The organism is Rhodococcus sp. Chr-9 (genome assembly GCF_000801125.1).
Classification (GTDB): domain Bacteria; phylum Actinomycetota; class Actinomycetes; order Mycobacteriales; family Mycobacteriaceae; genus Rhodococcus; species Rhodococcus pyridinivorans.
Genome location: NZ_JTIZ01000106.1, coordinates 220,133 through 244,252, shown reverse-complemented (window position 1 = coordinate 244,252; position 24,120 = coordinate 220,133). Strand labels below are relative to the sequence as shown.

The 24,120-nt window shown below is 68.5% G+C and carries 19 protein-coding genes and 2 pseudogenes; 9 read left to right on the top strand and 12 right to left on the bottom strand.

What is annotated here, in order from left to right:
- The first annotated feature begins 11 nt into the window (after positions 1-11).
- From QR64_RS17235 to QR64_RS17225, 5 genes and pseudogenes are all read left to right on the top strand, one after another.
- Positions 12-3,344, top strand: coding sequence for a UvrD-helicase domain-containing protein (locus QR64_RS17235; RefSeq protein WP_019287995.1), 3,333 nt, complete (start codon positions 12-14; stop codon positions 3,342-3,344).
- 8 nt (positions 3,345-3,352) lie between these two features.
- Positions 3,353-4,405, top strand: a pseudogene (locus tag QR64_RS28130) (AAA family ATPase); the annotation flags it as partial.
- A gap of 1 nt (position 4,406) precedes the next feature.
- Positions 4,407-4,754: pseudogene (locus tag QR64_RS28125) on the top strand (exodeoxyribonuclease V subunit alpha); the annotation flags it as partial.
- Position 4,755: 1 nt separating this feature from the next.
- Positions 4,756-5,210 (top strand): ATP-dependent RecD-like DNA helicase (locus QR64_RS28120; RefSeq protein WP_235367199.1); only part of this gene is annotated, 455 nt, incomplete at its 5' end.
- A gap of 139 nt (positions 5,211-5,349) precedes the next feature.
- The gene (locus QR64_RS17225) at positions 5,350-6,777 is read left to right on the top strand and encodes a lipase maturation factor family protein (RefSeq protein WP_019287997.1); all 1,428 of its coding nucleotides are present in this window, start codon (positions 5,350-5,352) and stop codon (positions 6,775-6,777) included.
- Between the two features lie 25 nt (positions 6,778-6,802).
- On the opposite strand, the gene QR64_RS17220 is transcribed toward QR64_RS17225, so the two are convergent.
- The 7 genes from QR64_RS17220 to QR64_RS17190 form a co-directional block, all read right to left on the bottom strand.
- On the bottom strand, positions 6,803-7,387 hold the full coding sequence (locus QR64_RS17220; protein ID WP_228044938.1) for a hypothetical protein: 585 nt from the start codon (positions 7,385-7,387) through the stop codon (positions 6,803-6,805).
- Between the two features lie 76 nt (positions 7,388-7,463).
- A complete protein-coding gene (locus tag QR64_RS17215; RefSeq protein ID WP_033097265.1) occupies positions 7,464-8,018 on the bottom strand; it encodes a sugar O-acetyltransferase in 555 nt (184 codons plus the stop codon).
- Positions 8,019-8,040: 22 nt separating this feature from the next.
- Positions 8,041-9,120, bottom strand: a complete 1,080-nt coding sequence (locus QR64_RS17210; protein ID WP_016693896.1) for an ABC transporter ATP-binding protein — start codon at positions 9,118-9,120, stop codon at positions 8,041-8,043.
- A gap of 33 nt (positions 9,121-9,153) precedes the next feature.
- Positions 9,154-10,044, bottom strand: a complete 891-nt coding sequence (locus QR64_RS17205; RefSeq protein ID WP_006550641.1) for a carbohydrate ABC transporter permease — start codon at positions 10,042-10,044, stop codon at positions 9,154-9,156.
- A complete protein-coding gene (locus tag QR64_RS17200; protein WP_006550640.1) occupies positions 10,041-11,006 on the bottom strand; it encodes a carbohydrate ABC transporter permease in 966 nt (321 codons plus the stop codon). The genes QR64_RS17205 and QR64_RS17200 overlap by 4 nt, the downstream gene beginning before the upstream one ends.
- The gene (locus QR64_RS17195) at positions 11,003-12,313 is read right to left on the bottom strand and encodes an ABC transporter substrate-binding protein (RefSeq protein WP_174556297.1); all 1,311 of its coding nucleotides are present in this window, start codon (positions 12,311-12,313) and stop codon (positions 11,003-11,005) included. The genes QR64_RS17200 and QR64_RS17195 overlap by 4 nt, the downstream gene beginning before the upstream one ends.
- Positions 12,314-12,364: 51 nt before the next feature.
- The gene (locus tag QR64_RS17190) at positions 12,365-13,432 is read right to left on the bottom strand and encodes a sugar-binding transcriptional regulator (protein ID WP_006550638.1); all 1,068 of its coding nucleotides are present in this window, start codon (positions 13,430-13,432) and stop codon (positions 12,365-12,367) included.
- 128 nt (positions 13,433-13,560) lie between these two features.
- Here QR64_RS17190 and QR64_RS17185 point away from each other — a divergent pair, with 128 nt between their 5' ends.
- The 4 genes from QR64_RS17185 to QR64_RS17170 are packed head-to-tail and all read left to right on the top strand — an operon-like array spanning position 13,561 to position 18,379.
- Positions 13,561-14,580, top strand: a complete 1,020-nt coding sequence (locus QR64_RS17185; protein WP_024103315.1) for an NAD(P)-dependent alcohol dehydrogenase — start codon at positions 13,561-13,563, stop codon at positions 14,578-14,580.
- 6 nt (positions 14,581-14,586) lie between these two features.
- On the top strand, positions 14,587-16,059 hold the full coding sequence (locus QR64_RS17180) for a mannitol dehydrogenase family protein (protein WP_039586362.1): 1,473 nt from the start codon (positions 14,587-14,589) through the stop codon (positions 16,057-16,059).
- Positions 16,056-16,988, top strand: coding sequence for a carbohydrate kinase family protein (locus QR64_RS17175; RefSeq protein WP_039586360.1), 933 nt, complete (start codon positions 16,056-16,058; stop codon positions 16,986-16,988). Before QR64_RS17180 ends, QR64_RS17175 begins: the two co-directional genes overlap by 4 nt.
- Positions 16,985-18,379, top strand: a complete 1,395-nt coding sequence (locus QR64_RS17170) for a xylulokinase (RefSeq protein ID WP_024103316.1) — start codon at positions 16,985-16,987, stop codon at positions 18,377-18,379. Before QR64_RS17175 ends, QR64_RS17170 begins: the two co-directional genes overlap by 4 nt.
- Before the next feature lie 10 nt (positions 18,380-18,389).
- Here QR64_RS17170 and QR64_RS17165 read toward each other — a convergent pair whose 3' ends face one another.
- From QR64_RS17165 to QR64_RS17145, 5 genes are all read right to left on the bottom strand, one after another.
- Complete coding sequence (locus tag QR64_RS17165) at positions 18,390-19,058, bottom strand: pentapeptide repeat-containing protein (RefSeq protein ID WP_039586358.1); 669 nt, start codon at positions 19,056-19,058, stop codon at positions 18,390-18,392.
- 111 nt (positions 19,059-19,169) lie between these two features.
- On the bottom strand, positions 19,170-19,721 hold the full coding sequence (locus QR64_RS17160; protein ID WP_006550632.1) for a CGNR zinc finger domain-containing protein: 552 nt from the start codon (positions 19,719-19,721) through the stop codon (positions 19,170-19,172).
- A gap of 275 nt (positions 19,722-19,996) precedes the next feature.
- Complete coding sequence (locus tag QR64_RS17155; protein WP_039586356.1) at positions 19,997-20,515, bottom strand: hypothetical protein; 519 nt, start codon at positions 20,513-20,515, stop codon at positions 19,997-19,999.
- A 25-nt stretch (positions 20,516-20,540) separates the two neighbouring features.
- Positions 20,541-21,983, bottom strand: a complete 1,443-nt coding sequence (locus QR64_RS17150; RefSeq protein WP_235367197.1) for an FAD-dependent oxidoreductase — start codon at positions 21,981-21,983, stop codon at positions 20,541-20,543.
- Between the two features lie 67 nt (positions 21,984-22,050).
- Positions 22,051-24,120, bottom strand: coding sequence for an ATP-binding protein (locus QR64_RS17145; protein WP_039586352.1), 2,070 nt, complete (start codon positions 24,118-24,120; stop codon positions 22,051-22,053).

Genomic DNA, 24,120 nt, shown 5'->3' with positions numbered 1-24,120 from the left:
AAGGACGCAGCGTGCCCGATACCGCCATCACCGATCCGCGCGCCGCGGGCGGTCCGCCGCCGGCAGGCTTCGATCTGCTCGGCCGGCTCCCGAGCGGCACCACCGTTCTCGAGGCCAGCGCGGGAACGGGGAAGACGTACGCGATCGTCGGGCTCGCCACCCGGTTCGTCGCCGAAGGGCGCGCCCACCTGTCGGATCTGCTGCTCGTCACCTTCAGCCGGGCTGCGACGCAGGAACTGCGCGAACGTACCCGGAACCGGTTCGCGCAGGTCGCCACCGCCCTCGCCGATCCCGAGAGTGCGCGGGCGAGCACCGACATGCTCGTCCGTCATCTCGCGAGCGAGGACGTCGACGCGCGGCGGGCCCGCCTACGACAGGCGTTGTCCGACTTCGACTCCGGCACCATTTCCACCACGCACGGCTTCTGCCGCCGCATGCTCGACGAACTCGGGATCGCCGGTGAACGCGAACCCGACGTCACGGTCGTCGAGGACGTCGACGACCTGCGGGTGGAGGTCGTCGACGATCTCTACCTGCGGCGCTACGGCAGGGGACAGGCCCCCATCACCTACGCCGAGGCGGCCGTCGCCGCGAAGGAGGCGATCTTCGACCCGCAGGCCGAACTCGCACCGAACGACGCCGACGGCACCGCGGCAGGCGAGCGTGTGGAATTCGCGCGTGCGGTCCGCGAGGAGGTCGAACGGCGCAAGCGCCGGCTCGGACTGCGCGACTTCGACGACCAGTTGTCCCTACTGCACGCGGTGCTCGGCGATCCGGAGCACGGCGACGCCGCCTGCCGGCGGATGCGTGCGCGCTTCTCCGTCGTCCTCGTCGACGAGTTCCAGGACACCGACCCCAAGCAGTGGGAGATCCTGCGCCGGGCGTTCCACGGGCACAGCACGCTCGTGCTCGTCGGCGACCCGAAACAGGCGATCTACGCCTTCCGCGGCGCGGAGGTGCTCAGCTATCTCGACGCCGTCTCCGAATCCGACACCTACTGCGAGCTGACCACCAATTGGCGCAGCGACGGCGATCTCGTCCGGGCGCTCGAACACGTCCATCTCGGTGCGGCTCTCGGTGATCCCCGCATCGTGGTGAACCCGGTGAAGGCGGCAGCCGCCGATTCCCGGCTCTCGGGTATCGCGCCCCTGCGGGTGCGTCACCTGCCCCGCGCCGGTGCCGGTCCGCTCAACGACTGGGGTTTCCCGCAGAACCTCGACGGCTTACGTGGGCGGGTCGCTCGCGACGTGGCGGCCGACATCGTGCGCCTGCTCGACGACGAGAACGTCACCGTCGACCTCGGTTCCGGGCCCGAGCGTGTGCAACCCGGGCACATCGCGGTCCTCGTGCGCAAACACAAACAGGTGACGCTCGTCCACGACGCGCTGACGAAGGCGAACGTGCCGTGCGTGGTCGCCGGGGGCACGAGTGTGTTCGCCACACCGTCCGCACAGCACTGGCTGTGGGTTCTCTATGCGCTCGAGCAGCCCCATCGCGCCGATCGCGTCCGGCTCGCCGCGCTCACCCCGTTGCTCGGCCGCACGATGACCGACATCGATTCGGAGGGCGAAGCGCTGGTCGTGGAGGTCGGCGGACTGCTCCGCGAACTGAACGACGTCTACGCCCGCACCGGCTTCGCCGCCGTCTTCGAACGCCTCGCGTCCTTCGGTTCGGTCGAGGCCCGCCTCCTCGATCAGCCGTCCGGGGAACGCACCCTCACAGACATCCGGCACGTCGCACAGTTGCTCGAGGACGTCGCCTCGGCACAGTCGCTGGGGCTGGCGGCACTCACCCGCTGGCTCGAGGATCGCATCAACGACCCCGACCGAGGTGGAGCCGACCGGATCCGGCGCCTCGACAGCGACGCCGCGGCGGTCCAGATCCTCACCGTGCACGGCAGCAAGGGACTCGAATTCCCCGTCGTCCACGTCCCGTACGGGTGGGATGCCGCGAAGAACCCCGAGCCCGACAAGCTGCTGCTGCACGAGTACGGCCGACGCATCCTCGATGTGGGCGGCAAGAGCGGTCCCGGTTATGTCGCGCGGCGGCGTCAGCACGAACTCGAGGAGGCGGGAGAGGAACTGCGCCTGCTGTACGTGGCGGTGACGCGCGCGCAGTGTGCGCTCACTCTCTGGTGGGCGCCGTCCACCCCCACCTCGCGGTCTCCGCTGCACCGGTTGCTGTTCGCCCGCGATCCCGGTTCGGCAGAGGTCTCCGCGGAAGGCCGGATCGGCCACGACGAGGCCATGGCCGAGGAATTCGACCGGTGGGCCGCGCGCGCCGACGGGGTCATCGCCGCCGAAGCGGTCGGGCCGCACCCGATTCCGGTGTTGCGCTGGACCCGCCCCCGCGTGGAGACCGGCCCACTCGCCGCCGCGCGCTTCGATCGGGTCGTCGACGAGAACTGGCGCAGGACCTCCTATTCGGCGCTCACCGCCTCGGTGCACGATGCGCCCGTGGTGAGCGGTGAGGTGGAGGAACCGGTGACGACCGACGAGCCTGCCGAGCCTCCGCTGAGCGCACCGGAAGCGGCGCGCGAAGGCATTCCGTCACCGATGAACGGACTGCCCGGCGGCACGATCTTCGGCACGCTGGTGCACGCCGTCCTCGAGGTCGTCGACACCTCCGCCGCCGACCTCGAGGCCGAACTGCTCGACTGCTGCCACGAGACGGTGCGACGCCAGATGTCGCCGATAGACCCCGTCCAGCTCGCGGCGGCGTTGCTCCCGGTGATGCGCACCCCGCTCGGGCCACTCGGCCGGACCCTCGCCGACTTCACGCCGTCCGACCGGCTCTCCGAACTCGACTTCGAGTTGCCGCTCACTGGAGGCGACAGCCCGGTGCCCGTCACCGTCACCCTCGACGCGGTCGGTGGGTTGCTGCGCCGGCACCTGCCCGCCGACGATCCGATGGCGACCTACGCCGATCTGGTGCGCACCCTCGAGTCCGTGCCGCTGCGGGGTTACCTCAACGGCAGTATCGACGCCGTGCTGCGCACCGACGGTCCGCGATTCGTCGTCGTCGACTACAAGACCAACCGGCTCGCGCCCGTCGACGAACTGACCACCGCCCACTACACCCGCGAGTCGATGGCGGCGGAGATGCTCCGCGCGCACTATCCGATGCAGGCTCTGCTCTATTCCGTTGCCCTGCACCGTTATCTGCGGTGGCGGATGCGCGACTACGACCCGCACGTCCACCTCGGTGGTGTGCAGTACCTGTTCGTCCGCGGCATGGCCGGACCGGACAGTCCACCCGGCAGTGGCGTGTTCGACTGGCATCCGCCGGCCGATCTCGTCACCGACCTGTCCGACCTCCTCGCCGGAAAGGCCATGATTTCGTGATCGAGTCCATGACCGACGTTCGGATCGCCCAGCGCGGCAAGGGCGCTCTGCGGCAGTTCAACGAGGTGGGCGCACTCTCCGCCGCCGACGTGCACGTCGCCCTGCGACTCGCGGCGCTCGGCGGCGAGGACGACCCGCACGTGCATCTCGCCACCGCGCTGGCGGTGCGTGCCGTGCGATCCGGGTCGGTGTGCCTCGACCTCACCCGTTTCCGCGAGGTCACGGTCGACGAGGACGCGGACGGCCATCCCGTCGTCGACCCCGCGAGCCTGCCGTGGCCTCGCGACGAGGACGTGCTCGCGGCGCTGCGTCGCAGCCCCCTCGTGGTCGGTGGCGACCGCGGACCTCTGCGTCCGCTGCGTCTCGTCGATACCGCGGAAGGTCCGCTGCTGTATCTCGACCGGTACTTCCGGCAGGAGCAGACGATCCGCCGGGTGCTCGCCGAGCGCACGGCGACGTTCCCCGACCTCGACGAGGAGCGCATCGCGGCGACACTCGACGAGCTGTTCCACCATCCCGAGGATCCCTCCCGGCCCGCGCCGGCACCCGATCGTCAGCGCGTCGCGGCGGCACTCGCCGCCACCCGACCGACCACGGTGATCGCGGGCGGGCCGGGCACCGGCAAGACCCACACCGTGGCGCGGATCCTCGCGCTGCTCACCCGCCTGTACGGACACGAACTGCGCATCGGCCTGGCCGCTCCCACCGGCAAGGCCGCTGCGCGCCTCCAGGAATCGGTGCGCGAGCAGGAGACCGAGCTGGGTCTGCCGCCGAATCTCACCGCCATGACCGTGCACCGGATGCTCGGCTGGCAGCGCGGCCGCACCCGCTTCCGCTACCACGCGGGCAACCACCTGCCGTACGACGTGATCGTCGTCGACGAGACGTCGATGGTGTCGCTGACGATGATGTGCCGCCTGCTCGAGGCGGTGCGGCCCGACACCCGGCTCGTCCTCGTGGGCGACCCCGACCAGCTCGCCTCGGTCGACGCCGGTGCGGTGCTTGCCGACCTCGTGGGGCGCCCGGTCAGCGGCACCCTCGATCCGGTCTTCGAGCGGGTCNGGCGGCCGCCGACGACCCCGCCGAGGCGGCCTTCACTCCGGCCCAACGCGCCCGGCTCGGTGGCGGTGTCGTGCGGCTGAGCCGCGGCCGCCGCTTCGGTGGTGCGATCGCCGAGCTGGCGGTGGCCGTCCGTAAGGGCGCCGGCGACGAGGTGCTCGACATCCTGCGCAGGGGCGACCCGGAGGTCTCGTTCGTGGCCCCCTCCGACCTCGACGCCCTGCGCGACGACATCGTCCGCTCCGCCGCCGAGGTCACCAAGTCCGCCGAGACGGGGGACGTCGAGACGGCGCTGAAGCGGTTCGAGGAACATCGGTTGCTGTGCGCGCACCGCGACGGCCCGGCCGGCGTNGGGCGCGGCAGGCCGCCGAGTGGATCGGGGAGGCCGCGGGGCAGCGACTCGATCCCGAGAGCTGGTATCCGGGCCGGCCGTTGCTCGTCACCGCGAACGACCATGACATGCAGATCTACAACGGCGACACCGGCGTGGTCGTGCGGCGCGGCGACGAACTCGTCGCGGCGTTCGCACGCGGCGAGACGCCGTTCGAACTGCGCCCGAGTCAGCTCCCGGCGGTGAGCACCGTCTACGCGATGACGATCCACCGCAGCCAGGGCAGTCAGTACGGCACCGTCTCGGTGGTGCTGCCCGATTCGGGATCGGCGCTGCTCACCCGCGAACTGCTGTACACCGCGATCACGCGTGCGCGGTCGCACGTGCGGATCATCGGGACCGAGGATGCGGTACGCGCGGGCGTGGCACGGCAGGTGCTCCGAGCGAGTGGGCTGCGGCGGGAGATCCGCGTGTAGCCGGTCGGTCTCCGCACCCGTATCGAGTGAGGACGAGGCCCGATCCCGTCGACCCATCGTCGCAACACTGTCTCCGTCGGCGAACCGGACGTGGCATGCTCGAGATGGCGCGCACGACAGACGACGAACGAGCCGAGCGATGGACTGGTTGGACGCGGACGGGTACACGATCGGGCGGCTGCTGGTCACCCGTGGACTCGCGGTGCTGTACGCCGTGGCTTTCCTCGCGGCCCTGCTGCAGTTCCGGGCGCTGATCGGCGAACGCGGCATCCTTCCCGCCCCGCGCTTCCTGGCGCTCACATCGTTCCGGCAGTCGCCGAGCCTGTTCCACTGGAGATACTCCGACGCTCTGTTCACCGCGGTTGCCGCGGTGGGTCTCGTGTTGTCGGTGGTGACGGTGCTCGGTGTCACCGAGCAGTTGCCGCTCGTGGTCTGCATGCTCGTGTGGTTCGTGATGTGGCTGCTGTACCTGTCGATCGTCAACGTCGGCCAGGTCTGGTACTCGTTCGGCTGGGAGTCGCTGCTGCTCGAGGGCGGTGTGCTCGCGATCTTCCTGGGCAACGCCGATACCGCGCCCCCGCTGCTCGTGCTGATCCTGCTGCGCTGGTTGCTGTTTCGCCTGGAGTTCGGTGCCGGACTGATCAAGATGCGTGGCGACCGGTGCTGGCGCGATCTGACGTGCCTGTACTACCACCACGAAACCCAGCCGATGCCCGGCCCGCTCAGCCGCTACTTCCACCTGATCCCGCGGCCGCTGCACAAGGTGGAGGTGGCGGGTAACCACTTCACCCAGCTCGTCGTGCCGTTCGGATTGTTCCTGCCGCAACCGGTCGCCGGGATCGCCGCACTGATCATGATCGTCACGCAGTTGTGGCTGGTGACGAGCGGCAATTTCGCGTGGCTCAACTGGATCACCATCGTCATCGCGCTGTCGGTGGTGCCCGACAGCTTCTACGGGTTGCTGATCGACTCCACCACGACCTACGGTCCGACACCGATCGCGTTCACCGTCGCCGTGGTGGCGCTGACCGTGCTGGTCGCGGTGCTCAGCTACTGGCCGGTGTCGAATCTGATGTCGCATCGGCAGGCGATGAACGCCTCGTTCAACAAGTGGCACTTCGTGAACACCTACGGCGCGTTCGGCACCGTCACACGCACCCGGCGGGAAGTGATCGTCGAAGGCACCACCGATGCGGTGGTGACACCGGCGACGGAGTGGCGCGAGTACGAGTTCAAGGGCAAACCGGGCGACGTGTATCGCAGGCCTCGTCAGTACGCGCCGTACCACCTGCGTCTGGACTGGTTGATGTGGTTCGCGGGGATCTCGCGCGACTACGCCGCGGGGTGGTTCCCGCGGTTCGCGGGAAAACTGCTGGAGAACGATCCGGCCACCGTGAAGTTGCTCCGGCACAACCCGTTCCCGGACGAACCGCCCCGTCTGGTGCGGGCCCGCCTGTTCCGCTACCGCTTCGCCACGCGCGCCGAACGACGCGCGACGCGCCAGTGGTGGATGCGGGACGAGATCGGCGATTTCATGATGCCGATGGCGCGGGACGACCTGCCCTGACCGCGCTCCTTGATCGCCGATGCGGTCACCACACCTCGCCACCGGTCTCCGACACGGTGAAGCCATGGGTGTCCGTCTCGCACGTGACAGCGGTCTTCTCGTCGACGGTGCACGTGAACGGATCAACGGTGAGAGTGCTGCCGTGGGGCAGCGTATTCGGGGCACCTCCGAGATCCGTGAACGCGATGTCGCCGATGCTGACCCACTCTCCGGGGCCGTCCCCTTCGAGCATCAGGGCGTTCGCGGGCACCAGCACGTCGGGCGCGCCGCTGCCGGGGACCCGGGGTGCACTCGCCGGCATCGTGCCCTGGCAGCCCGTCAGGGGGGCGGTGTGGACGAGGATGGCGCATCCGAACTGCCCGCCCGGCGAGGCGAAGTAGTACACGCCCTCGCTGGTCGCCGCGTAGTCGTCGGGGTCGACCGGCTTCGGTGCGGCCGTGGTGGTCGCGGTCGTGGTCGGCGCCGACGAGGTCGCCGTGGTGCTCGACGGCTCGGGGGGTGCTTCGGATGCGGTGGCCTCACCCTCCACGCTGCGCGAACACCCTGCCGCGACGAGTGCCGCACCCGCGACGACGACGAAGCTGACGAGGCGTGCGCGGCGACTGATCATGCGGGGCAGCATAGCGAGCGTCGGGATCGACGCAAGTTCCGCTCCGATCGACTCGGAGGCGGTGGCTTCGATCGGCTCAGAGCCGGCGCGTCACCCGAGCAGGTACGCCCGTCGCCACGACGTTCGGCGGCAGGTCGCGGGTGACCACCGCGCCGGCTCCCACGACCGTGTTCTCGCCGATCGTGACGCCCGGTCCGACGATTGCGCCACCGCCGAGCCACACGTTGTCGCCGATCGTGATGGGTTGCGCCGATTCCCACTTCGCGCGGCGGAGATCGGGATCGAGGGGATGAGTGGGGGTGAGGAGTTGCACGTTCGGGCCGATCTGCACGTCCGAGCCGATCGTGATCGGCGCGACGTCGAGCATGATCGCGCCGAAGTTGACGAATGTCCCGTCCCCCACGGTGATCCGATACCCGTAGTCCACCTGCAGTGGCGGCCGGATCTCCACGTCGTCACCGATCGAGTCGAACAACTCCTCGAGGAGTGCGCGACGCGCATCCGTATCCGCTGCACTCGACGCGTTGTACTTCTCGGTCAGCAGCGCTGCCCGCAGCGCGTCGGCGGCGAGTTCGGGGTCGTCGGCGATGTAGAGTTCGCCGGCCAGCATCCGTTCCTTCTGCTCGCCCACTGAGGATCCTTCCGTCGCCGGGTCAGTCGCCCACTCGCTCTCCGGTGTCGACGTGGAACAGGTGCACCGTACCTTCGCGCTTGCGCAGGTGCACGGTGTCGGCGAGGCGTGCGGGGGTGCGGACGAGGGCCCGCGCGACCACCTGATTGCCGGTGCCGGGCACCCGCGTGTACAGGTACGACTCGCTGCCGAGTTCCTCGACGAGTTCGACGACGGCTTCGACGCCCTCGTCGGCGATCTCGAAGTCCTCCGGCCGGATCCCGGCGGTGACCTCCTCGATGCCTGCAGAGTGCAGTCGCGCGATGCGGTCGCGTTCGACGGGGATGACGGTGCTGCCCACGACGACTCCGTCGTCGACGACCTTCGCGCGGAGCAGGTTCATCGACGGTGAGCCGATGAAACCGGCGACGAACGCGTTGGCGGGACGGTCGTAGAGTTCGGTGGGGCTGGAGAACTGCTGCAGCACTCCGTTCTTCAGGACGGCGACGCGATCGCCCATCGTCATCGCCTCGACCTGGTCGTGGGTGACGTAGACGGTGGTGGTGCCGAGACGGCGTTGCAGCGCCGCGATCTCGGTGCGAGTCTGCACGCGCAGCTTCGCATCGAGGTTCGACAACGGCTCGTCCATGCAGAACACCTGTGGCTCGCGCACGATCGCGCGTCCCATCGCGACGCGCTGGCGCTGACCACCGGACAGCTTGGCGGGCTTGCGGTCGAGGAACTGGGTCAGGTCCAGGATCTTCGCCGCTTCCTCGACCTTGCGGCGCCGCTCGTCCGCGCTCACACCGCGCATCTTCAGAGCGAAGCCCATGTTCTCGGCGACCGTCTTGTTCGGGTACAGCGCGTAGTTCTGGAAGACCATCGCGATGTCGCGGTCCTTCGACGGCACACCGGTCATGTCCTTGCCGCCGATGGAGATCGACCCCTCGTCGATGTCCTCGAGCCCGGCGAGCATGCGCAGCGCGGTGCTCTTGCCGGATCCGGACGGTCCGACGAGGACCACGAACTCACCGTCCTCGATGTCGAGGTTCAGCGAATCGACCGCAAAGGTGTCGGAGTTCTCGTAGATGCACGAGGCGTTGCGGTAGGTGATGTCGGCCATGATGGAAGTCCTTGCTGGTAAAAGGAATCGGGTCTACTTGATGGCGCCGAACGACAGGCCGCGCACGAGCTTGTTCTGGGCGAGCCAGCCCGCGAGCACGACGGGCAGCGCCGCCATCGTCGCGGCGGCGGACAGCCGGGCCCAGTACAGGCCCTCACCGGTGATGAAGCCGACGAGGAAGACGGGAATTGTCTGCGCCTGAACAGCGGTCAGGTTGACGGCGAAGAAGAACTCGTTCCACGAGAAGATCACGCAGATCAGGGCGGTCGCAGCGATGCCGGGGGAGACGAGCGGCAGGATCAGCTCGCGCACCGCCGTCCACAGGCTCGCGCCGTCCATGCTCGCCGCCTCGAGCAGCTCGCCCGGGACCTCGAGGAAGAACGACCGCATCATCCACACCGCGATGGGCAGGTTCATCGCCGTGTACAGGATGATCAGGGCCCAGATGTTGTCGAGCAGGCCGACGTTCGCGACGATCACGTACAGCGGGATGATCGCCGCGACGATGGGCAGCATCTTCGTGCTGATGAAGAAGAACAGCACGTCCTTGGTCTTCTTCACCGGCCGCAGCGACAGCGCGAAGGCCGCCGGCACGCCGAGCAGCAGGACCAGCACCGTCGAGACGATCGTGGCGAAGGCCGAGTTGAGCAGGGCCGTGCCCACTCCGGTCTCGAACACCGCCCGGAACTGGTCGAGGGTGGGGGTGAAGAAGAACTTCGGTGGGTCGGAGTAGGCGTCGGCCTCCTGCTTGAAGGCGGTGAGCACCATCCAGAAGACCGGGAAGAAGAATCCGATGGCGGCGATCCACGCGACCACACCCCAGGGATTGAACTTGCGGTTCTTGCGCTTCCGGGCCGTGCGCATGACACGGCCGGTGGGTGCCGTGGTGTCCGAAGCCTGCGGCTGCGTGGCCGTGGTGCTCATGCCGCTTCCTCCTTGCCGGTGAACGATGTGAAGATCAGGCGCAGCGCGAAGGTGGCGATGACGATCGTGCCGATGACGACCACGACACCCATTGCCGCGGCCTGGCCGATGTCGAAGCCGAGGAACGCGCGCTGGTAGATGTAGAACGGCAGGTTGGAGCTGGCCGTGCCGGGTCCGCCCTGGGTCATCATGTAGATCGCGTCGAACGTGTTCACCAGGTAGATCGCGCCGAGAACGGTGCCGAGTTCGATGAACCGGCGCAGATGCGGCAGCGTCAGTTCGCGGAACAGTGCGAAGGCTCCGGCGCCGTCGACGCGGCCGGCCTCGAGGATGTCGCGGGGCATCGACTGCAGGCCGGCGAGGATGAGCAGCATCATGAACGGCGTCCACTGCCACACCAGCGCGACCATCACGGCCGGGAGCGGGAACCGGCTGATCCAGTCCACCTCTCCCAATCCGAAGGGGGAGAGAACGAAGTTGACGATGCCGAAAACGGGATCGAACATCGACGTCTTCCAGATCAGTGCACTGGCGACCGGGGTGACGAGGAACGGCGTGATGAGCAGGGTCCGTGCGATACCGCGGCCGAGGAACGCCCGGTCGAGCAGGAGCGCAAGAAGCAGCCCGAGTATCACGGAGATCAGGACCGTGCCGACGATGAGGATCACCGTGTTCAGGGTGACCTGCCAGAACTGGCTGTCCTGGAAGACGTCGACGTAGTTCTGGAGTCCGACGAACCGGCGGGAGCCGGGGCTGACGAGGTTCCAGGACTGGGTCGAGTAATACAGTGTGAACAGGAACGGGATCTGTGTGACAACGATCGTGAAGATCAGGGCCGGGAGCAGGGGGCCGCGCCGGCGCCATCCCTCGGCGCGGGAGATCTGCTCCTCCTTCGCTTCCCGTACGGCGCGGATGCGCTCGTCGGCGTCCGGTGCGGGACGCTGCGCTGCAGGTGCGGTCATGACGTCTTCTCCCGGTAGGTCGCGCCGACGGCCTCGGCGTACTTCTGTGCCTGGTCGAGGGCGTCCTCGACGCTCTGCCGTCCGGCGATGGCGGCGCTGATCTGCTGGCTGACCCGGGTGCCGAGATCCTGGAACTCGGGGATGGCCACGAACTGGATGCCCGTGTACGGGACGGGGTCGACCGTGGGGTTCTGCTGGTCGGCTCCCTCGATGGATTCGAGGGTGATCGGGCCGTAGGCCGCGGCGGCCTCGGCGTATTCGGGGATCTCGTAGGTCGACAGTCGGCTGCCCGGCGGCACCCGCTCCCAGCCGAGTTGCTCGCCGACGGTGCGCAGGTACTGCTGGTCGGTCATCCACGAGATGAACTTCCAGGCGTCCTCGGTGTGTTCGCTGCTCGCGGGGATGCCGAGCGACCAGGTGTAGAGCCAGCCCGAGGGGTCCTTCTCCTGGACGGGCGCGGCCGCGTAGCCGATCTTCCCGACGACGTTGCTCGACGCGGGATCCTCGAGGGTCGAGACGGCGGAGGTGGAGTCGTACCACATGGCGACCCGGCCCTGCGCGAGTTGCGTGGCGCACTCGCTGAATCCGCTCGTCGCGGCACCGGGCTGACCGTACTCGCGGACGAGGTCGACATAGAACTGCACCGCTTCGCGTACCTCGGGACTGTTCAGCTGTGCGTTCCAGTTCTCGTCGAACCACCGTCCGCCGAAGGTGTTGATGACGGTGTCGAGCGGTGCGAGCAGCTCACCCCAGCCGGGCTTGCCGCGCAGGCAGATGCCGTTGATGTCGGGGCTGTCGAGTTGCGCTGCGGCCTCGGCGACCTCGGTCCAGGTCGGCGGGTCGGACAGCGTGATGCCGGCCTGTTCGAACAGGTCCTTGCGATACATGAGGAACGACGATTCGCCGTAGAAGGGCACCGAGTACAGATCGCCCTCGTACGAGAGTGCTTCGCGCAGCGAGGGAATGATGTCGTCGGCGTCGTAGCCGTCGGTCTGCTCGATGTACGGTGACAGATTCGTGAGCCAGCCGTACTCCGCCCACTGGGGAGTCTCGTAGTTGCTGATCATCACGACGTCGAACTCGCCACCGCCCATCGCCGTGGACGCGGTGATCTTGGCGCGGGCCTGGTTCTCGGAGAGGGTGACGAACTTCAGGTCGATCTCCGGGTTCTCGGCCTCGAACTGCGACGCGAGTTGCTGTGCGTCCTGCATCTGGGAGTTCGACACCATCGCGATGGTGACGGTGCGGCCGGACGTACCGATTGATCCTGCACCGGCACAACCGGTCAGTGCGACGCTCAGGGCCACGGCTCCTGCCGCGGCCGCGCGGATGGATCTTCTTGCTGTAGGCACGATGGTCTACCTCATTTCGGTGGTGCCTCGTCCTTCGGGGTGCCGTTCTCGAGGGCGTTGGTCGGGATGGTCGAGCAGGTACTGGGCGCACGCGATGTCGCAGACGAGCATGTTCGCGAGACCGCCTCGGAGAGCACCGAGTACAGCGCGGTGCTTGGACTGTCCGCCGGTGACGAGAATCGTGGCGGGGCAGTCGCGGACGTCGTCGAGAGGTACCGACATGGTGCGGCTTTCGAGTTCGCCGTGCACGGCGGTGCCGTCGGCACGGAAGAACCGGCCGCCGATCTCACCGACCGCACCGAGGCCGTCGAGTTCGTGGAGCATCGTGGTGTCGAGGAAGCTGCCCTCGAACAGGGTGGTCGAGGTCGACACGGCGCCCACACCGAAGATCATCGCCTCCGCGCGGCGCCCGACCTCGAGCGTGCGGGAGATCAACGAGTCGGCGCGCATCGACGCGACCGTGGACGGATCGGCGTACAGCGGTGTGGGAAGCCGGAGCGGTTGCGCCCGAAGCTGTTCGGCGCAGCGGCCGAGGACGAACTCGGTGCCGGTCTGGTAGGCGCTCGTGGAGAGGGAGCCGTCGAGTTGGACGATCGTGGCGCAACTGGCGACACCCGACGGGATGGCCTGTGCCACGGCGACGGTCTCCGGACCCCACGTGAATCCGAGGGTGTCGGAGGGGCGGAGACGGCGGGTGAGCAGGCCGGCGGCGGCGCGCCCGAGGGCGGTGAAGCTTGCGGAGTCCTCGATCGGACCCGCGTCGTCGACCCGGCGCCCGACCACCACGGCCTCGACGAGTCCGTAGCGCTCCTCGAGTGCCCGTTCGGTCTCGGCGTGCAGGTCGTCGCGCCAGGCGGGTGGCACGGTGACCTCGATGCGCACCAGGCCCTGGGCGCGAGCGCGCGCGACGAGCCGGCCGGCGGTGGGACGGGAGACGCCGAGACGCTGCGCCACCTCGGCCTGCGTGAGTCCGTCGAGGTAGTAGAGCGTCGCGGCCCGCACGGCGAGACGGAGATCATCGGTGGCTACCGGGCTCTCCGTGTCGGGGATGTTGGTGGGGCCGGGGGCGGTCACGAGCTCTCCTTGGTGTGAGCAGTATTCGGACGCTTCGTGAGCATCTGCTCAGGGGTGCGTGCATCTGCTCAGTACGTTAGCATCACAGTGTGACCCACACAACAGTTCGCCCGCCGCTCCCGGACACGATGCGTGCCGCCGTACTTCTCGAACCGGGCCGCATCGAGATGCAGGAAAGGCCACTACCTGCACCGGAGCCCGGCGACGTCCTCGTCCGGGTGACCACCGTAGGGGTGTGCGGTTCGGACGCGCACTACTACCGCGAAGGACGTATCGGCGAGTTCGTCGTGACCGATCCGATCGTGCTCGGCCACGAGGCGTCCGGGGTCGTGGTCGCGGTCGGGGACGGTGTTCCGCAGAGCCGGATCGGCGAGCGGGTCTCGATCGAACCGCAACGCCCCGACCCGCTCACCGAGGAGACGCGCCGCGGCGACTACAACCTGTGCCCGCACATGCGCTTCTACGCCACACCGCCCGTCGACGGCGCGCTGTGCGAGTACGTCACCATCGGGGCGGCCTTCGCGCATCCCGTTCCGGACACCGTGTCCGACGATGCCGCCGCCCTGTGCGAGCCGCTGTCGGTCGGTATCGCGGCCGTCCGGAAGGCCCGTGTCACCGCCGGCTCACGAGTCCTCGTCACCGGTGCCGGGCCCGTCGGCATCGTCGTCGCACAGGTCGCGCGCGCCTTCGGTGCGGTCGAGGTCGTCGTCACCGACCTCGACGAGCGACGACGCGAGACCGCACTGTCGTTCGGGGCGAGCGCTGCGCTCGATCCCCGCGTCGACGACCCGTCGGCCCTGCGTGTGGACGCCTACGTCGACGCGTCCGGCGCCCCCTCCGCCGTCGATTCGGGCATCCGCGCGGTCCGTCCCGGCGGCACCGTCGTCCTCGTCGGATCCGGCGCCGAGACGATGACCCTGCCGGTGCAGTGGGTCCAGAACCGCGAACTGATCCTGACCGGCGTGTTCCGCTACGCGAACACGTGGCCGACCGCGCTCGCGCTCCTCGGGGCGGGACGGGTCGATCTCGACTCGATGGTCACCGCCCGGTTCCCCCTCGACAAGACCGCCGACGCACTCGAATCCGATCGGACACCCGGAAACATCAAGGCCGTCGTGGACGTGACCGATCCGGCGGGAAAGGACTGAAGATCCATGCACGTGAACGAGCAGACGCTTCCCGAGTTGGGTGTGCCCGTCCCGACCTACCGTCGGGACGACGTCTCCGTCGGCATCGTGCACTTCGGTGTGGGCGGATTCCACCGCGCGCACCAGGCGATGTACGTAGACCGGCTCCTCGAACAGGGGAAGGCGAAGGAATGGGGTATCTGCGGCGTCGGGGTGCTCCCCGGTGATCGCCGTATGCAGGAGGCGCTCGCCGTCCAGGACCACCTGTACACGCTGGTGCTCACCCACCCCGACGGCACCTGGGAGCCGCGGGTGATCGGCTCCATCGTCGACTATCGTTACGCCCCAGACGATCCCGAGGCGGTCATCGAGCTCCTCGCGGCCCCGACCACCCGGATCATCTCGCTGACCGTCACCGAGGGCGGTTACAACATCCGTCACGACACCGGTGAGTTCGACGTCGACGATCCGGCCGTGCAACACGATCTGCGGTCCGGCGAACCCCCGGCCACCGTCTTCGGTCTCGTCACCGAGGCTCTCGCCCGGCGCCGGGAGCGGGGGCTGCGCGCTCCGACGGTGATGTCGTGCGACAACATCGAGGGCAACGGAACCGTCGCGCGTCGCGTCTTCACCGAATACGCGCGCCTTCTGAATCCCGATCTCGCAGAATGGATCACCGAGCACGTCCGTTTCCCCAACTCGATGGTCGACCGGATCACCCCGGTGACCACCGACGAGGTGGTCTCGGCGCTCTCCGAACGCTTCGACGTGCAGGACCGCTGGCCGGTCGCCGCCGAACCCTTCACCTCCTGGGTGCTCGAGGAGGACTTCGCCGACGGACGACCGCCCTTCGAGGATGCGGGAGTCCAGATCGTCGACGACGTCGCTCCCTACGAGCTGATGAAGTTGCGTCTGCTCAACGCCGGTCACCAGGGACTCTGCTATTTCGCGTATCTCATGGGATACCGCCTCGTCCACGAGGCCGCGCAGGATCCGCTCCTCGCCGGATTCGTCCGTGCGTACATGGACACCGAAGCGACACCGACCCTGAAACCGGTGCCGGGCATCGATCTCGACGAGTACAAGACCACCCTGATCGAGAGGTTCGCGAACCCCGAGATCCGGGACACGATCGCACGCCTGTGCGCCGAGTCGTCCGATCGCATTCCGAAGTGGCTGGTGCCCGTGATCCGGGAGAACCTTGCCGCCGATGCGCACGTGCGGTTGTCCGCGGCGATCGTCGCTTCGTGGGCGCGCTACGCCGAAGGTATCGACGAACAGGGACAACCGATCGAGGTGGTCGACCGGCTCGCCGACACGCTCGTCCCGATCGCGCGAGGACAACTCACGCATCCCACCGCCTTCATCGAGAACGCCGAGGTCTTCGGCGATCTCGCGCAGAACCACCGTTTCGTCGACGCCTACACCTGGGCGCTCAACGCCCTGCACAGCGACGGCGCACGCGCCACCCTGAAGGAACTTCCGGGGGAGCCGGAATGAACGGCCACGCCCTCGTCGTCGGAGAAGCCCTCGTCGACATCGTCCACCGCGGCGGCGCCGAACCCGTCGAGCACGTGGGCGGGAGTCCGCTCAACGTCGCGCTCGGTCTGGGCCGGCTCGGCCGGCCCGTGCAGTTCACGACACGCGTCGGCACCGACGCCCGCGGACGGCGGATCGTCGATCACCTCGCGGCCTCCGGGGTGTCGCTGACGCCGGGGAGCGCAGCAGCCGAGCGCACGGCAACCGCGCAGGCGGAGATCGACGAGAAGGGTTCCGCGACATACGAATTCGACATCGTCTGGGATCCTGTCGAGCCGCCGCCGTCGGTGGACGCCGTGCTCGTGCACACCGGGTCCATCGCGACGGTGCTCGAACCCGGCTGCGATCTCGTCGCCGAACTCGTTGCGCAGCAGGCGGGAACATCCACGGTGAGCTTCGATCCGAACGTCCGACCGGCGCTGATCGACGACCCGGCGCGCGGACGGGAACGGATCGAACGTCTGGTCTCGCTCGCCGACGTGGTCAAGGCCAGCGACGAGGACCTGACGTGGTTCGCGCCCGATCGTAATCCCCTCGACACCGCGCGGGATTGGCTCTCGCGAGGGCCGGCGATCGTTGCGGTGACCCGTGGAGAACAAGGTGCGGTGGCGCTGTGCGCGGCCGGGACCATCGAGGTACCCGCCGTGCGGGTCGAGGTGGTCGACACGGTCGGCGCCGGCGACGCCTTCACCACCGGTCTGCTCGACGGATTGTGGACCTGCGGTCTCCTCGGGGCCGACCGTCGGGAACGACTGCGTGGCATCGGCATCGACGATGTGCGCGATGTGTTCGACATCGCCGCGTGGACGTCCGGTCTGACGGTGGCCCGCGCCGGTGCCGACCTGCCCACGCTGGCCGACCGCACCGCGGCCCGGGAGGCGGCGCGATGACGCTCGTCGCCGGGATCGATTCGTCCACCCAGTCCTGCAAGGTCGTCGTGTGCGACGCCGACACCGGGGCCGTCGTGCGCGAGGGTCGCGCTCCCCATCCGTCCGGCACCGCGGTCGACCCGCTGGAGTGGCGTGCTGCCTTCGAGCGGGCGTGTTCGGAAGCGGGCGGACTCGACGACGTCTCGGCGATCTCGGTGGGAGCGCAGCAGCACGGCATGGTGTGCCTCGACGAGCGCGGCGACGTGGTCCGCGACGCGTTGTTGTGGAACGACACGAGATCCGCAGCGGCAGCGACCGATCTCGTCGACGAGGCCGGTGGCGCGGGCGCGTGGGCCGAGGCCGTGGGGGTGGTCCCGCTCGCCGCGATCACCGTCGCGAAGGCACGCTGGCTCGCCGACCACGAACCCGGCAATGCCGACCGCACGGCGGCGTTGTGCCTGCCGCACGACTGGCTGACGTGGACGATGCGCACCGACCGCGACCTCGACCGGCTCGCCACCGATCGCAGTGACGCGAGCGGCACCGGCTACTTCGACGCATCCACCGACACCTACCGACACGATCTGCTCGAACAGGCCCTGCGCCGGCCGAGCCCATTCCTCCCTCGGGTCGCCGGGCCGGCCGAGAGTGTCGGGGAGACGGTCGCCGGTGCCCTGCTCGGTCCGGGGGCCGGCGACAATGCGGCGAGCGCGCTGGCTCTCGACGTCCGCGAAGGCGATGTGGTCGTCTCGATCGGCACGTCGGGCGTGGTGTGCGCGGTGTCCACGACACCGGCCCGCGACGCAGACGGTTACGTCGCGGGATTCGCCGACGCGACCGGCCGGCATCTGCCACTGGTGTGCACGCTCAACGGGGCCCGGGTACTGGACGCCACCGCGACGATGCTCGGGGTCGACCACACCGAGCTCACGCGGCTCGCATTCTCGGCGCCGGCCGGCAGCGACGGACTCGTGCTGGTCCCGTATCTGGAAGGGGAGCGTACCCCGAACCGTCCCGGCGCGACGGGCGCCCTGCACGGGCTGCGGCTCGGAACGGCGACGCCCGCGCATGTCGCCCGCGCGGCGTTCGAGGGCCTGCTGTGTTCGCTGGCCGACGGCATCGACCACATCCGGGCGCAGGGCACCGAGGTCCGGCGGGTGCTGCTCGTCGGCGGTGGGGCGCGCTCGCAGGCGGTGTGCGAGATGGCGCCGGCGGTGCTGGGCATGCCCGTCGACGTTCCCGAACCAGGGGAGTACGTGGCGCGGGGCGCGGCCCGGCAGGCGGCGTGGGTGCTGCGCGGAGGCGACGAGCCTCCCACCTGGGAACCCGAACCGAGCCGCCACTACGAGGCCGACCCGGCCCCGCACGTGCGGGAGCGTTACGCGGAGGTGCGGGACCTGACCGACCGCTGAAGCGCAGTGCTCAGGGAAGGTCCTCGATGCGCAGGCCCAGGTGGGCGGCGAACTGCCCTGCCAGGGCTACGGCCTGGTGGGCGTCGATCGTCGCGCCCTTCATCCCGCCCATGTTGCGGATCGTGTCGATGCGCAGGCCACGCAGATCGACCTGGTCGAGGGTCGCGCGGTCGACGTCGAGAACGCCGACGGAGCAGTCCTCGAAGGCGACGCGGGTGAAGGTGCCCCCGCCCAGGTCCAGTTCGTCGACGATGCAGCCGCGGAAGAGCACGTCGCGTCCCGCGGCGGCCCGCAGATTGACCAGGCCGAGTTTCGAATCCGCGATCGTGACACTGCGCAGATCCGCGTCGAAGAGGTCCAGCGCACCGATCCGGCTGTCCCGGATGTGCACGCGGTGCAGGCTGCTGCGCGGCGCGAACAGATTCGGTGCCTGCATGCGCTCGACCAGGGTGTCGCGCAGGCGTGCGCTCGTGAGGTCGCTGTCGGCGACGATCGGTGTGACGAGCGAACATTCGGACAGGACGATCCCCGTCAGATCACGGCCCGTCAGGTCCGTGTCGGTGTAGCGCACGCTCTCGAAGATCCCGTGCGCGAGCAGCTCGTCGCCGTCCGCGTCGGTGAGGACACCGAGGTCCGGAGCGTCGATCCTCGGCGGGTGGGTGGTGGAACGAGCAGCCATGGTTCTCGGGGCCTCCGGATCGGTCGGGTGTCTGCCGTTCAGCTTCCCAACCCGTCGGGTTCGGGGGAACGTGGGGGACAAGCCCGTCCCCGAGTGCGATGTGCTACTCGGTTATGCGGGTCGACGCTGCTGGGCTGCCCGCGCTCGGTGCCTGCGCACAGCGGCGCGGTTCGCGCAGCGCACGGAGCAGTACTGCTGGCGACCGTTGCGGGTGATGTCGACGACCACGGCCGAGCACGGGTTGGTCGGGATGTCCGCTGCGGCGCACCGGTGGAGGCGGTGCATTCCACGAGTGGTGAGGTGCAGTGCCGTGCCGACGCTGATCACCGCGCGCAGTACGTCGGGGAGCGGTTGGACCTCGTCGCGGTAGTGCAGGTGCCATCCCTCGCCGTCGTGATCGGTCAGCCGGGGATAAGCCGCTGCGGCGGCCATCTGCTCGTTGAGCAGGCGCGCACGTTCCCTGGGGTCGGACGCGTCGACGACGGCGAGCCAGTCGTCTATGACCTCACGGGTGCGCTGATGGTCGTCGGGCGCGGTCGGGAAGTCCATGGTCATCCCCACCTCGCGCGTACGGGCCATGATGCCGGCCCGATCGTCGGGCCAGTCGCCGGCCAGCGACGCCGCGAGGAGGACCGCATACTCGCCGTAAGGGTTGAGATGCATAAGGGCATTACATCATGGTGGTGGGCATGACCGCCATCGAAGCTCGGAACCCACAGGAATGCCCGACCTCGACCCGTCCTCACGAACACGCATGGAGTGTGGAGTCGAGCCACGCCACGTCGATCGGACAGGTGCTGTACGTGCGCTGTGTCGGGTGCGGGACTCGGCGTGTCGATCTCGGCGCGGCCCCGTTCGTTCCGCCGTCCACGCTGAGTGCCGAAGTGTCCCAGCATGATTGAAAAGTCGTTCGAGGACCGGGTATGCGCCGGTGCTCGTCAGAAGTCGCCCTCGGCGACCTGGAAGCACACCAGTCCCATCCGTCGCCACATGCGCACCACCTGATCGCGATCGTCGAGCACCGCGATGATGCGATAGCGGTGCCGGATGTGACGGTCGAACAGCTCGGCCTTGACGATCGAATCCTTCCGGTTGTCGCCGGCCGGACGCATGTACAGCTCGTCGTAGGGGATGTCGTGCCTGACGAGCCACTCCTCGGTTTCCGGCCGGCACACGCCGTCGCGTCCCGAGAGCAGCACGATCGCCGCCCTGTCGGGTGCGGCGGCGAACGCTCGCACCGCGGCCTCGACCGCCGGGGAGACGGTGTCCTCGCCCACCCTGTGCCAGTGGAAGGGACTCCGGTCGCTCATGTGCGCGAGCGTCCCGTCGATGTCGACCAGCCAGGCCGCCGGTAGCGTCGGATCCTCGACATATCGCGCCGGTGGTGCGGGCGCGGTGCTCGGCGGCCGGTGCCGTTGCCGCCCCGGTTTCCCGCGATCGCGCGTCTTCTTCGTCACGGACGATGTATACCCACTCCGGCGACTACGTGTGCATAGGCCTGGTCTGCGAGAGGGACGAAGGTCGTGCCGCCGGACCCGCGGGTCCCGGAGACGACCGGCGAGGCGGCATCCCGGATCCGTCGGCTCGGCGCCACGGCCACACGGCAGAATGTGAAATATTCTGCCGGACAACACGTGCCATGATTCCCGGGTGCATCAATGCCGACGGGGGATCCAGCAGTCCGGACACCCGGGCGAACGCTGTGCCCACCCTGGTGTCGTATGCGGCTGCCGCGTGCACCATCGGTACGTATGCATTGCCGATCCTCGTCTTCGGATCCCGCCGGCCCTCGACACCGGGGAACGCGAGATCGCCACCGGTGGACATCGCCCAGGCATCGTCGACGACACGCGCGAGCTTCCGTTGCACGGCAGCGGACGGCCCGTGGTCGTCGAGGAGACGGCCCATCGCGGTGGCTTCGAGAGCGGCGACCGTCATCCCCTGGGCATAGATCGGATCGAAACTGCAGAATGCATCGCCGAGGACGAGGAATCCGTCGGGAAATCCGTCGAGAAGGTCGTAGCGATGCCACGTGCTCGCCCGGAAGCGATACCGGACGACATCCTCGACCCATTCGGCATCCGCGATCGCGTCGTACACGTCCGGGTACCTCAGGGACCATGCGAATTCGAGATAGTCCCTCCGAGTCGCCGGCACGGTTTCGCCGCGGACCCCGATCAGAGCCACCATGCACCGATCTGATTCGAGGGTGAGCAGGGCGGCACCGCGTGGATGTTCGGGCGTGGGCGCCATGACGATGCCCCGGTCGCCGCCGAGTGCAACCGAAGACGCGCGGAACACCGCGGTGGCGTAGCCGACATCGAGTTCGACGGTGTCGACCCGGGGCCGCGGGCAGCCCTGTCTCCCGAGCCATTCGGAGGCGCGAGATCCGCGTCCGGTCGCATCGACGACGAGGTCGGCATCGAGCACCTGCTCGGCGCTTCCGTCGGCATGGCGGATGATCCGCGCACCGACCACCCGGCTGCGGTCCGCGGTCGCGACGAGACCCGCGGCATCACACCGTTCGACGATCTCGACGTTCGCCAACGCGGCCACACGGTCACGAATCCGGCGCTCCAGCAGCGAACGGCCGGCTGCCAGTACTCGAAGACCGCTCGGCCCCTGACGAATCCGGTGACCACTGAGAATCCACCGTACGTCGCCCAGGTGGTCGAGGGTGGGAACACCTGCAGCGGTCAGCTCCTGTGACAACCCGGGGAACATCTCGTCGACGAGCTGCTGTCCCCGTGAGATCAGTACGTGGATGTGCCGTCTCTGGGGCACCCCACGGCGTGGTTCGTCCGTGGACGGCAACCGGTCACGATCGATCACCGTCACCTCGGCGAACCTGTCCGACAGGACACGGGCCGCCGACAATCCGCTCATGCTCGCGCCGAGAACCACGGCGCGCTCTCCGATCGACATGATCACACCTCCTCCGCGGAATCGATCGTCGCTGCGGAAGGTGCTCGGGCGACAGGCCGGAATCTGCTCACATGTGCTCACTGGCGGACGGTGCCTCGCCGTACACCTCCAGATCCCACAGCCATCCGACGACGCGGGTGACGCCGCGGGTCAGATGTCGGCGGTAGGTACTGAACGGCAGCCCGAGTCTGGCTGCCGCTGCTTCCTGTGTTGCAGCACCGCGCACGTACGTGCGGTCCACCGCACGGAAGAGCTTGTCGTCCCGAGGGTCGCTCGCCAAGGAGTCGATCGCCTCACGAAGGAGCGCGCGCAGCACCGCCGGATCGGGATCGTCGGGAGAGGACCGTTTGTGGAGGACCCTCGTATGCAACAAGGGATTACGAGAGAGGAGATCGGGCCGATGGAGGTCATGTAACGCACTTCGGACCGCCTCCGCGAATTCTCTCTCCGACAGGGTGAGAGGTGGGGACATCGTGGGTTCGGGACCGCTGTGCCCCTGAGCCAGAGCACGATCGGTGACGACGGTGAGCCACTCGTCGACATCCCGTCGGCGGAAGTCGTGGGCGAACAGTCCGTAGTGACGATCGCCGACCGTGAAATCCGCTCCTTCGGCACGGGGGAGATCTGCGACCGCGAAGTACTCGTTCCACCGGTCGGGCTCCGCCAGCGTCAGGAAGTCCCACGACAGACGGGGCAGGGTGAGATAGCGCTGGAAGGTGAGCACCGGAACCGAGTTCATTGTCGGAGAAGGATTCTGGTACTCAGCGCGGTCGATGACGACGCGTGTGATCGTGACACACTCGCCGGGACGGGGAGGCGCTGTCCGCCGGGCGAAATCCCACGCGGCGCGCGTCGCGGGATCGGCACCGACATCCTCGGGTGACGCTCGCGAGAGTTCCAGGAGACCGATCACACCACGTATCGATCCGTCGGTGTCGCGCAGCACGAAGAACCCCTCGGGTTGTCGCTCGAGCCAGCGTCGCGCGTGCACCGCGGATTCGTTTCCCTCCGATGTCCGCACGAGTTCGACGATCGCGGAGTGATCGGCCTGCTCCGCACGTTCGGGTTGCGCGCTTCCCCACGACTGCCAATCCACCGGCGAGAGCACACCGGGAAGATTGCGGAACACGAACTTCAGGTCCACGATGGCCTGCTGCTGTTCGCGTTCTCCTGCAGAATCGAGACCGCGGCGAATGGCCTTCCACACGCGGTGGAAGGTGTACCGGTAGGCGTCGGGATCCCGCCAGCGCAGATCGGTGTCGAGGACGTCGCGTGCCAGATCGTGGGGAAACAACCCGTCCGGCCCTGCTTCGACGAACGACAGCCCACGGAGCCAATCGAACTCGGCGTGTGCATCGGCGAGCTCGAGGGCGTCGCGCAGCAGGGCTTCGCTGGTCACCCGGGCGAGCGCACACACTTCCAGGGCACGGCGATGTGCGATCCCCGGCTCGGTGTCGAGAAACCGTCGGAGCAACATCCCGACGAGATCCGGCGGCCACGGCGCACGTACGTCGCCCCCTCGGACGAAGACGTCCGTGAGCAGAGCGAGCCCGAGCGGATGTCCGTGCGTTGCCCCGATGATCTCGTCGTGCAATTCCTCGGGAACCCGCGCAGCGGTGAGGTAGGCAGCGCTCGTAGCGGGGTCGAAATTCCTGAGAGACACGATCCGGAGCAGATCACCCCAACCCGGATCGGTGCGCCATCCTGCGGAGGGCGGCGACCTGTCGGCGATCACCGTCAGCGTCGTCGCAGGAAGACCGGGAAGAAAGTCGGTTCGGATCCAGTCGTCGAGCACACGTAGCCGCTCGTACGAGTCCAGGAGAAGCACCCTCGGCCGGTCGCCGATGCGACGATCGACCGACGCGAGGACCGAACCGGGCGACGCATCCGTGTTGCGCCCGTCGATCACCGTCACCGCGCGACGGCTCCGTTCCGCAAGATCGGAGATCGCGCCGAGCAGGCAGGTCTTGCCGATGCCTCCGGGACCGTACAGGTACAGCACGGCGATCGAGGGTTCGGGGGAGTCCAGTGCGGAGCGAACGATCTCGAGCTCGGCATCGCGACCGACGAACACGCGTCGCGCCCGTGCGGCGAGACGATCGCTGAGAGGCCGTGAGGACCGCGAGGCGCTCCCCAT

What these genes read in the sequence shown, in the direction of transcription:
- QR64_RS17225 (WP_019287997.1), top strand. Translation starts at nt 5,350, where the DNA reads ATGGACTGGTTGGACGCGGACGGGTACACGATCGGGCGGCTGCTGGTC.
- QR64_RS17220 (WP_228044938.1), bottom strand. Translation starts at nt 7,387, where the DNA reads ATGATCAGTCGCCGCGCACGCCTCGTCAGCTTCGTCGTCGTCGCGGGT.
- QR64_RS17210 (WP_016693896.1), bottom strand. Translation starts at nt 9,120, where the DNA reads ATGGCCGACATCACCTACCGCAACGCCTCGTGCATCTACGAGAACTCC.
- QR64_RS17205 (WP_006550641.1), bottom strand. Translation starts at nt 10,044, where the DNA reads ATGAGCACCACGGCCACGCAGCCGCAGGCTTCGGACACCACGGCACCC.
- QR64_RS17200 (WP_006550640.1), bottom strand. Translation starts at nt 11,006, where the DNA reads ATGACCGCACCTGCAGCGCAGCGTCCCGCACCGGACGCCGACGAGCGC.
- QR64_RS17185 (WP_024103315.1), top strand. Translation starts at nt 13,561, where the DNA reads ATGCGTGCCGCCGTACTTCTCGAACCGGGCCGCATCGAGATGCAGGAA.
- QR64_RS17180 (WP_039586362.1), top strand. Translation starts at nt 14,587, where the DNA reads ATGCACGTGAACGAGCAGACGCTTCCCGAGTTGGGTGTGCCCGTCCCG.
- QR64_RS17175 (WP_039586360.1), top strand. Translation starts at nt 16,056, where the DNA reads ATGAACGGCCACGCCCTCGTCGTCGGAGAAGCCCTCGTCGACATCGTC.
- QR64_RS17170 (WP_024103316.1), top strand. Translation starts at nt 16,985, where the DNA reads ATGACGCTCGTCGCCGGGATCGATTCGTCCACCCAGTCCTGCAAGGTC.
- QR64_RS17165 (WP_039586358.1), bottom strand. Translation starts at nt 19,058, where the DNA reads ATGGCTGCTCGTTCCACCACCCACCCGCCGAGGATCGACGCTCCGGAC.
- QR64_RS17160 (WP_006550632.1), bottom strand. Translation starts at nt 19,721, where the DNA reads ATGCATCTCAACCCTTACGGCGAGTATGCGGTCCTCCTCGCGGCGTCG.
- QR64_RS17150 (WP_235367197.1), bottom strand. Translation starts at nt 21,983, where the DNA reads ATGTCGATCGGAGAGCGCGCCGTGGTTCTCGGCGCGAGCATGAGCGGA.
- QR64_RS17145 (WP_039586352.1), bottom strand. Translation starts at nt 24,120, where the DNA reads ATGGGGAGCGCCTCGCGGTCCTCACGGCCTCTCAGCGATCGTCTCGCC.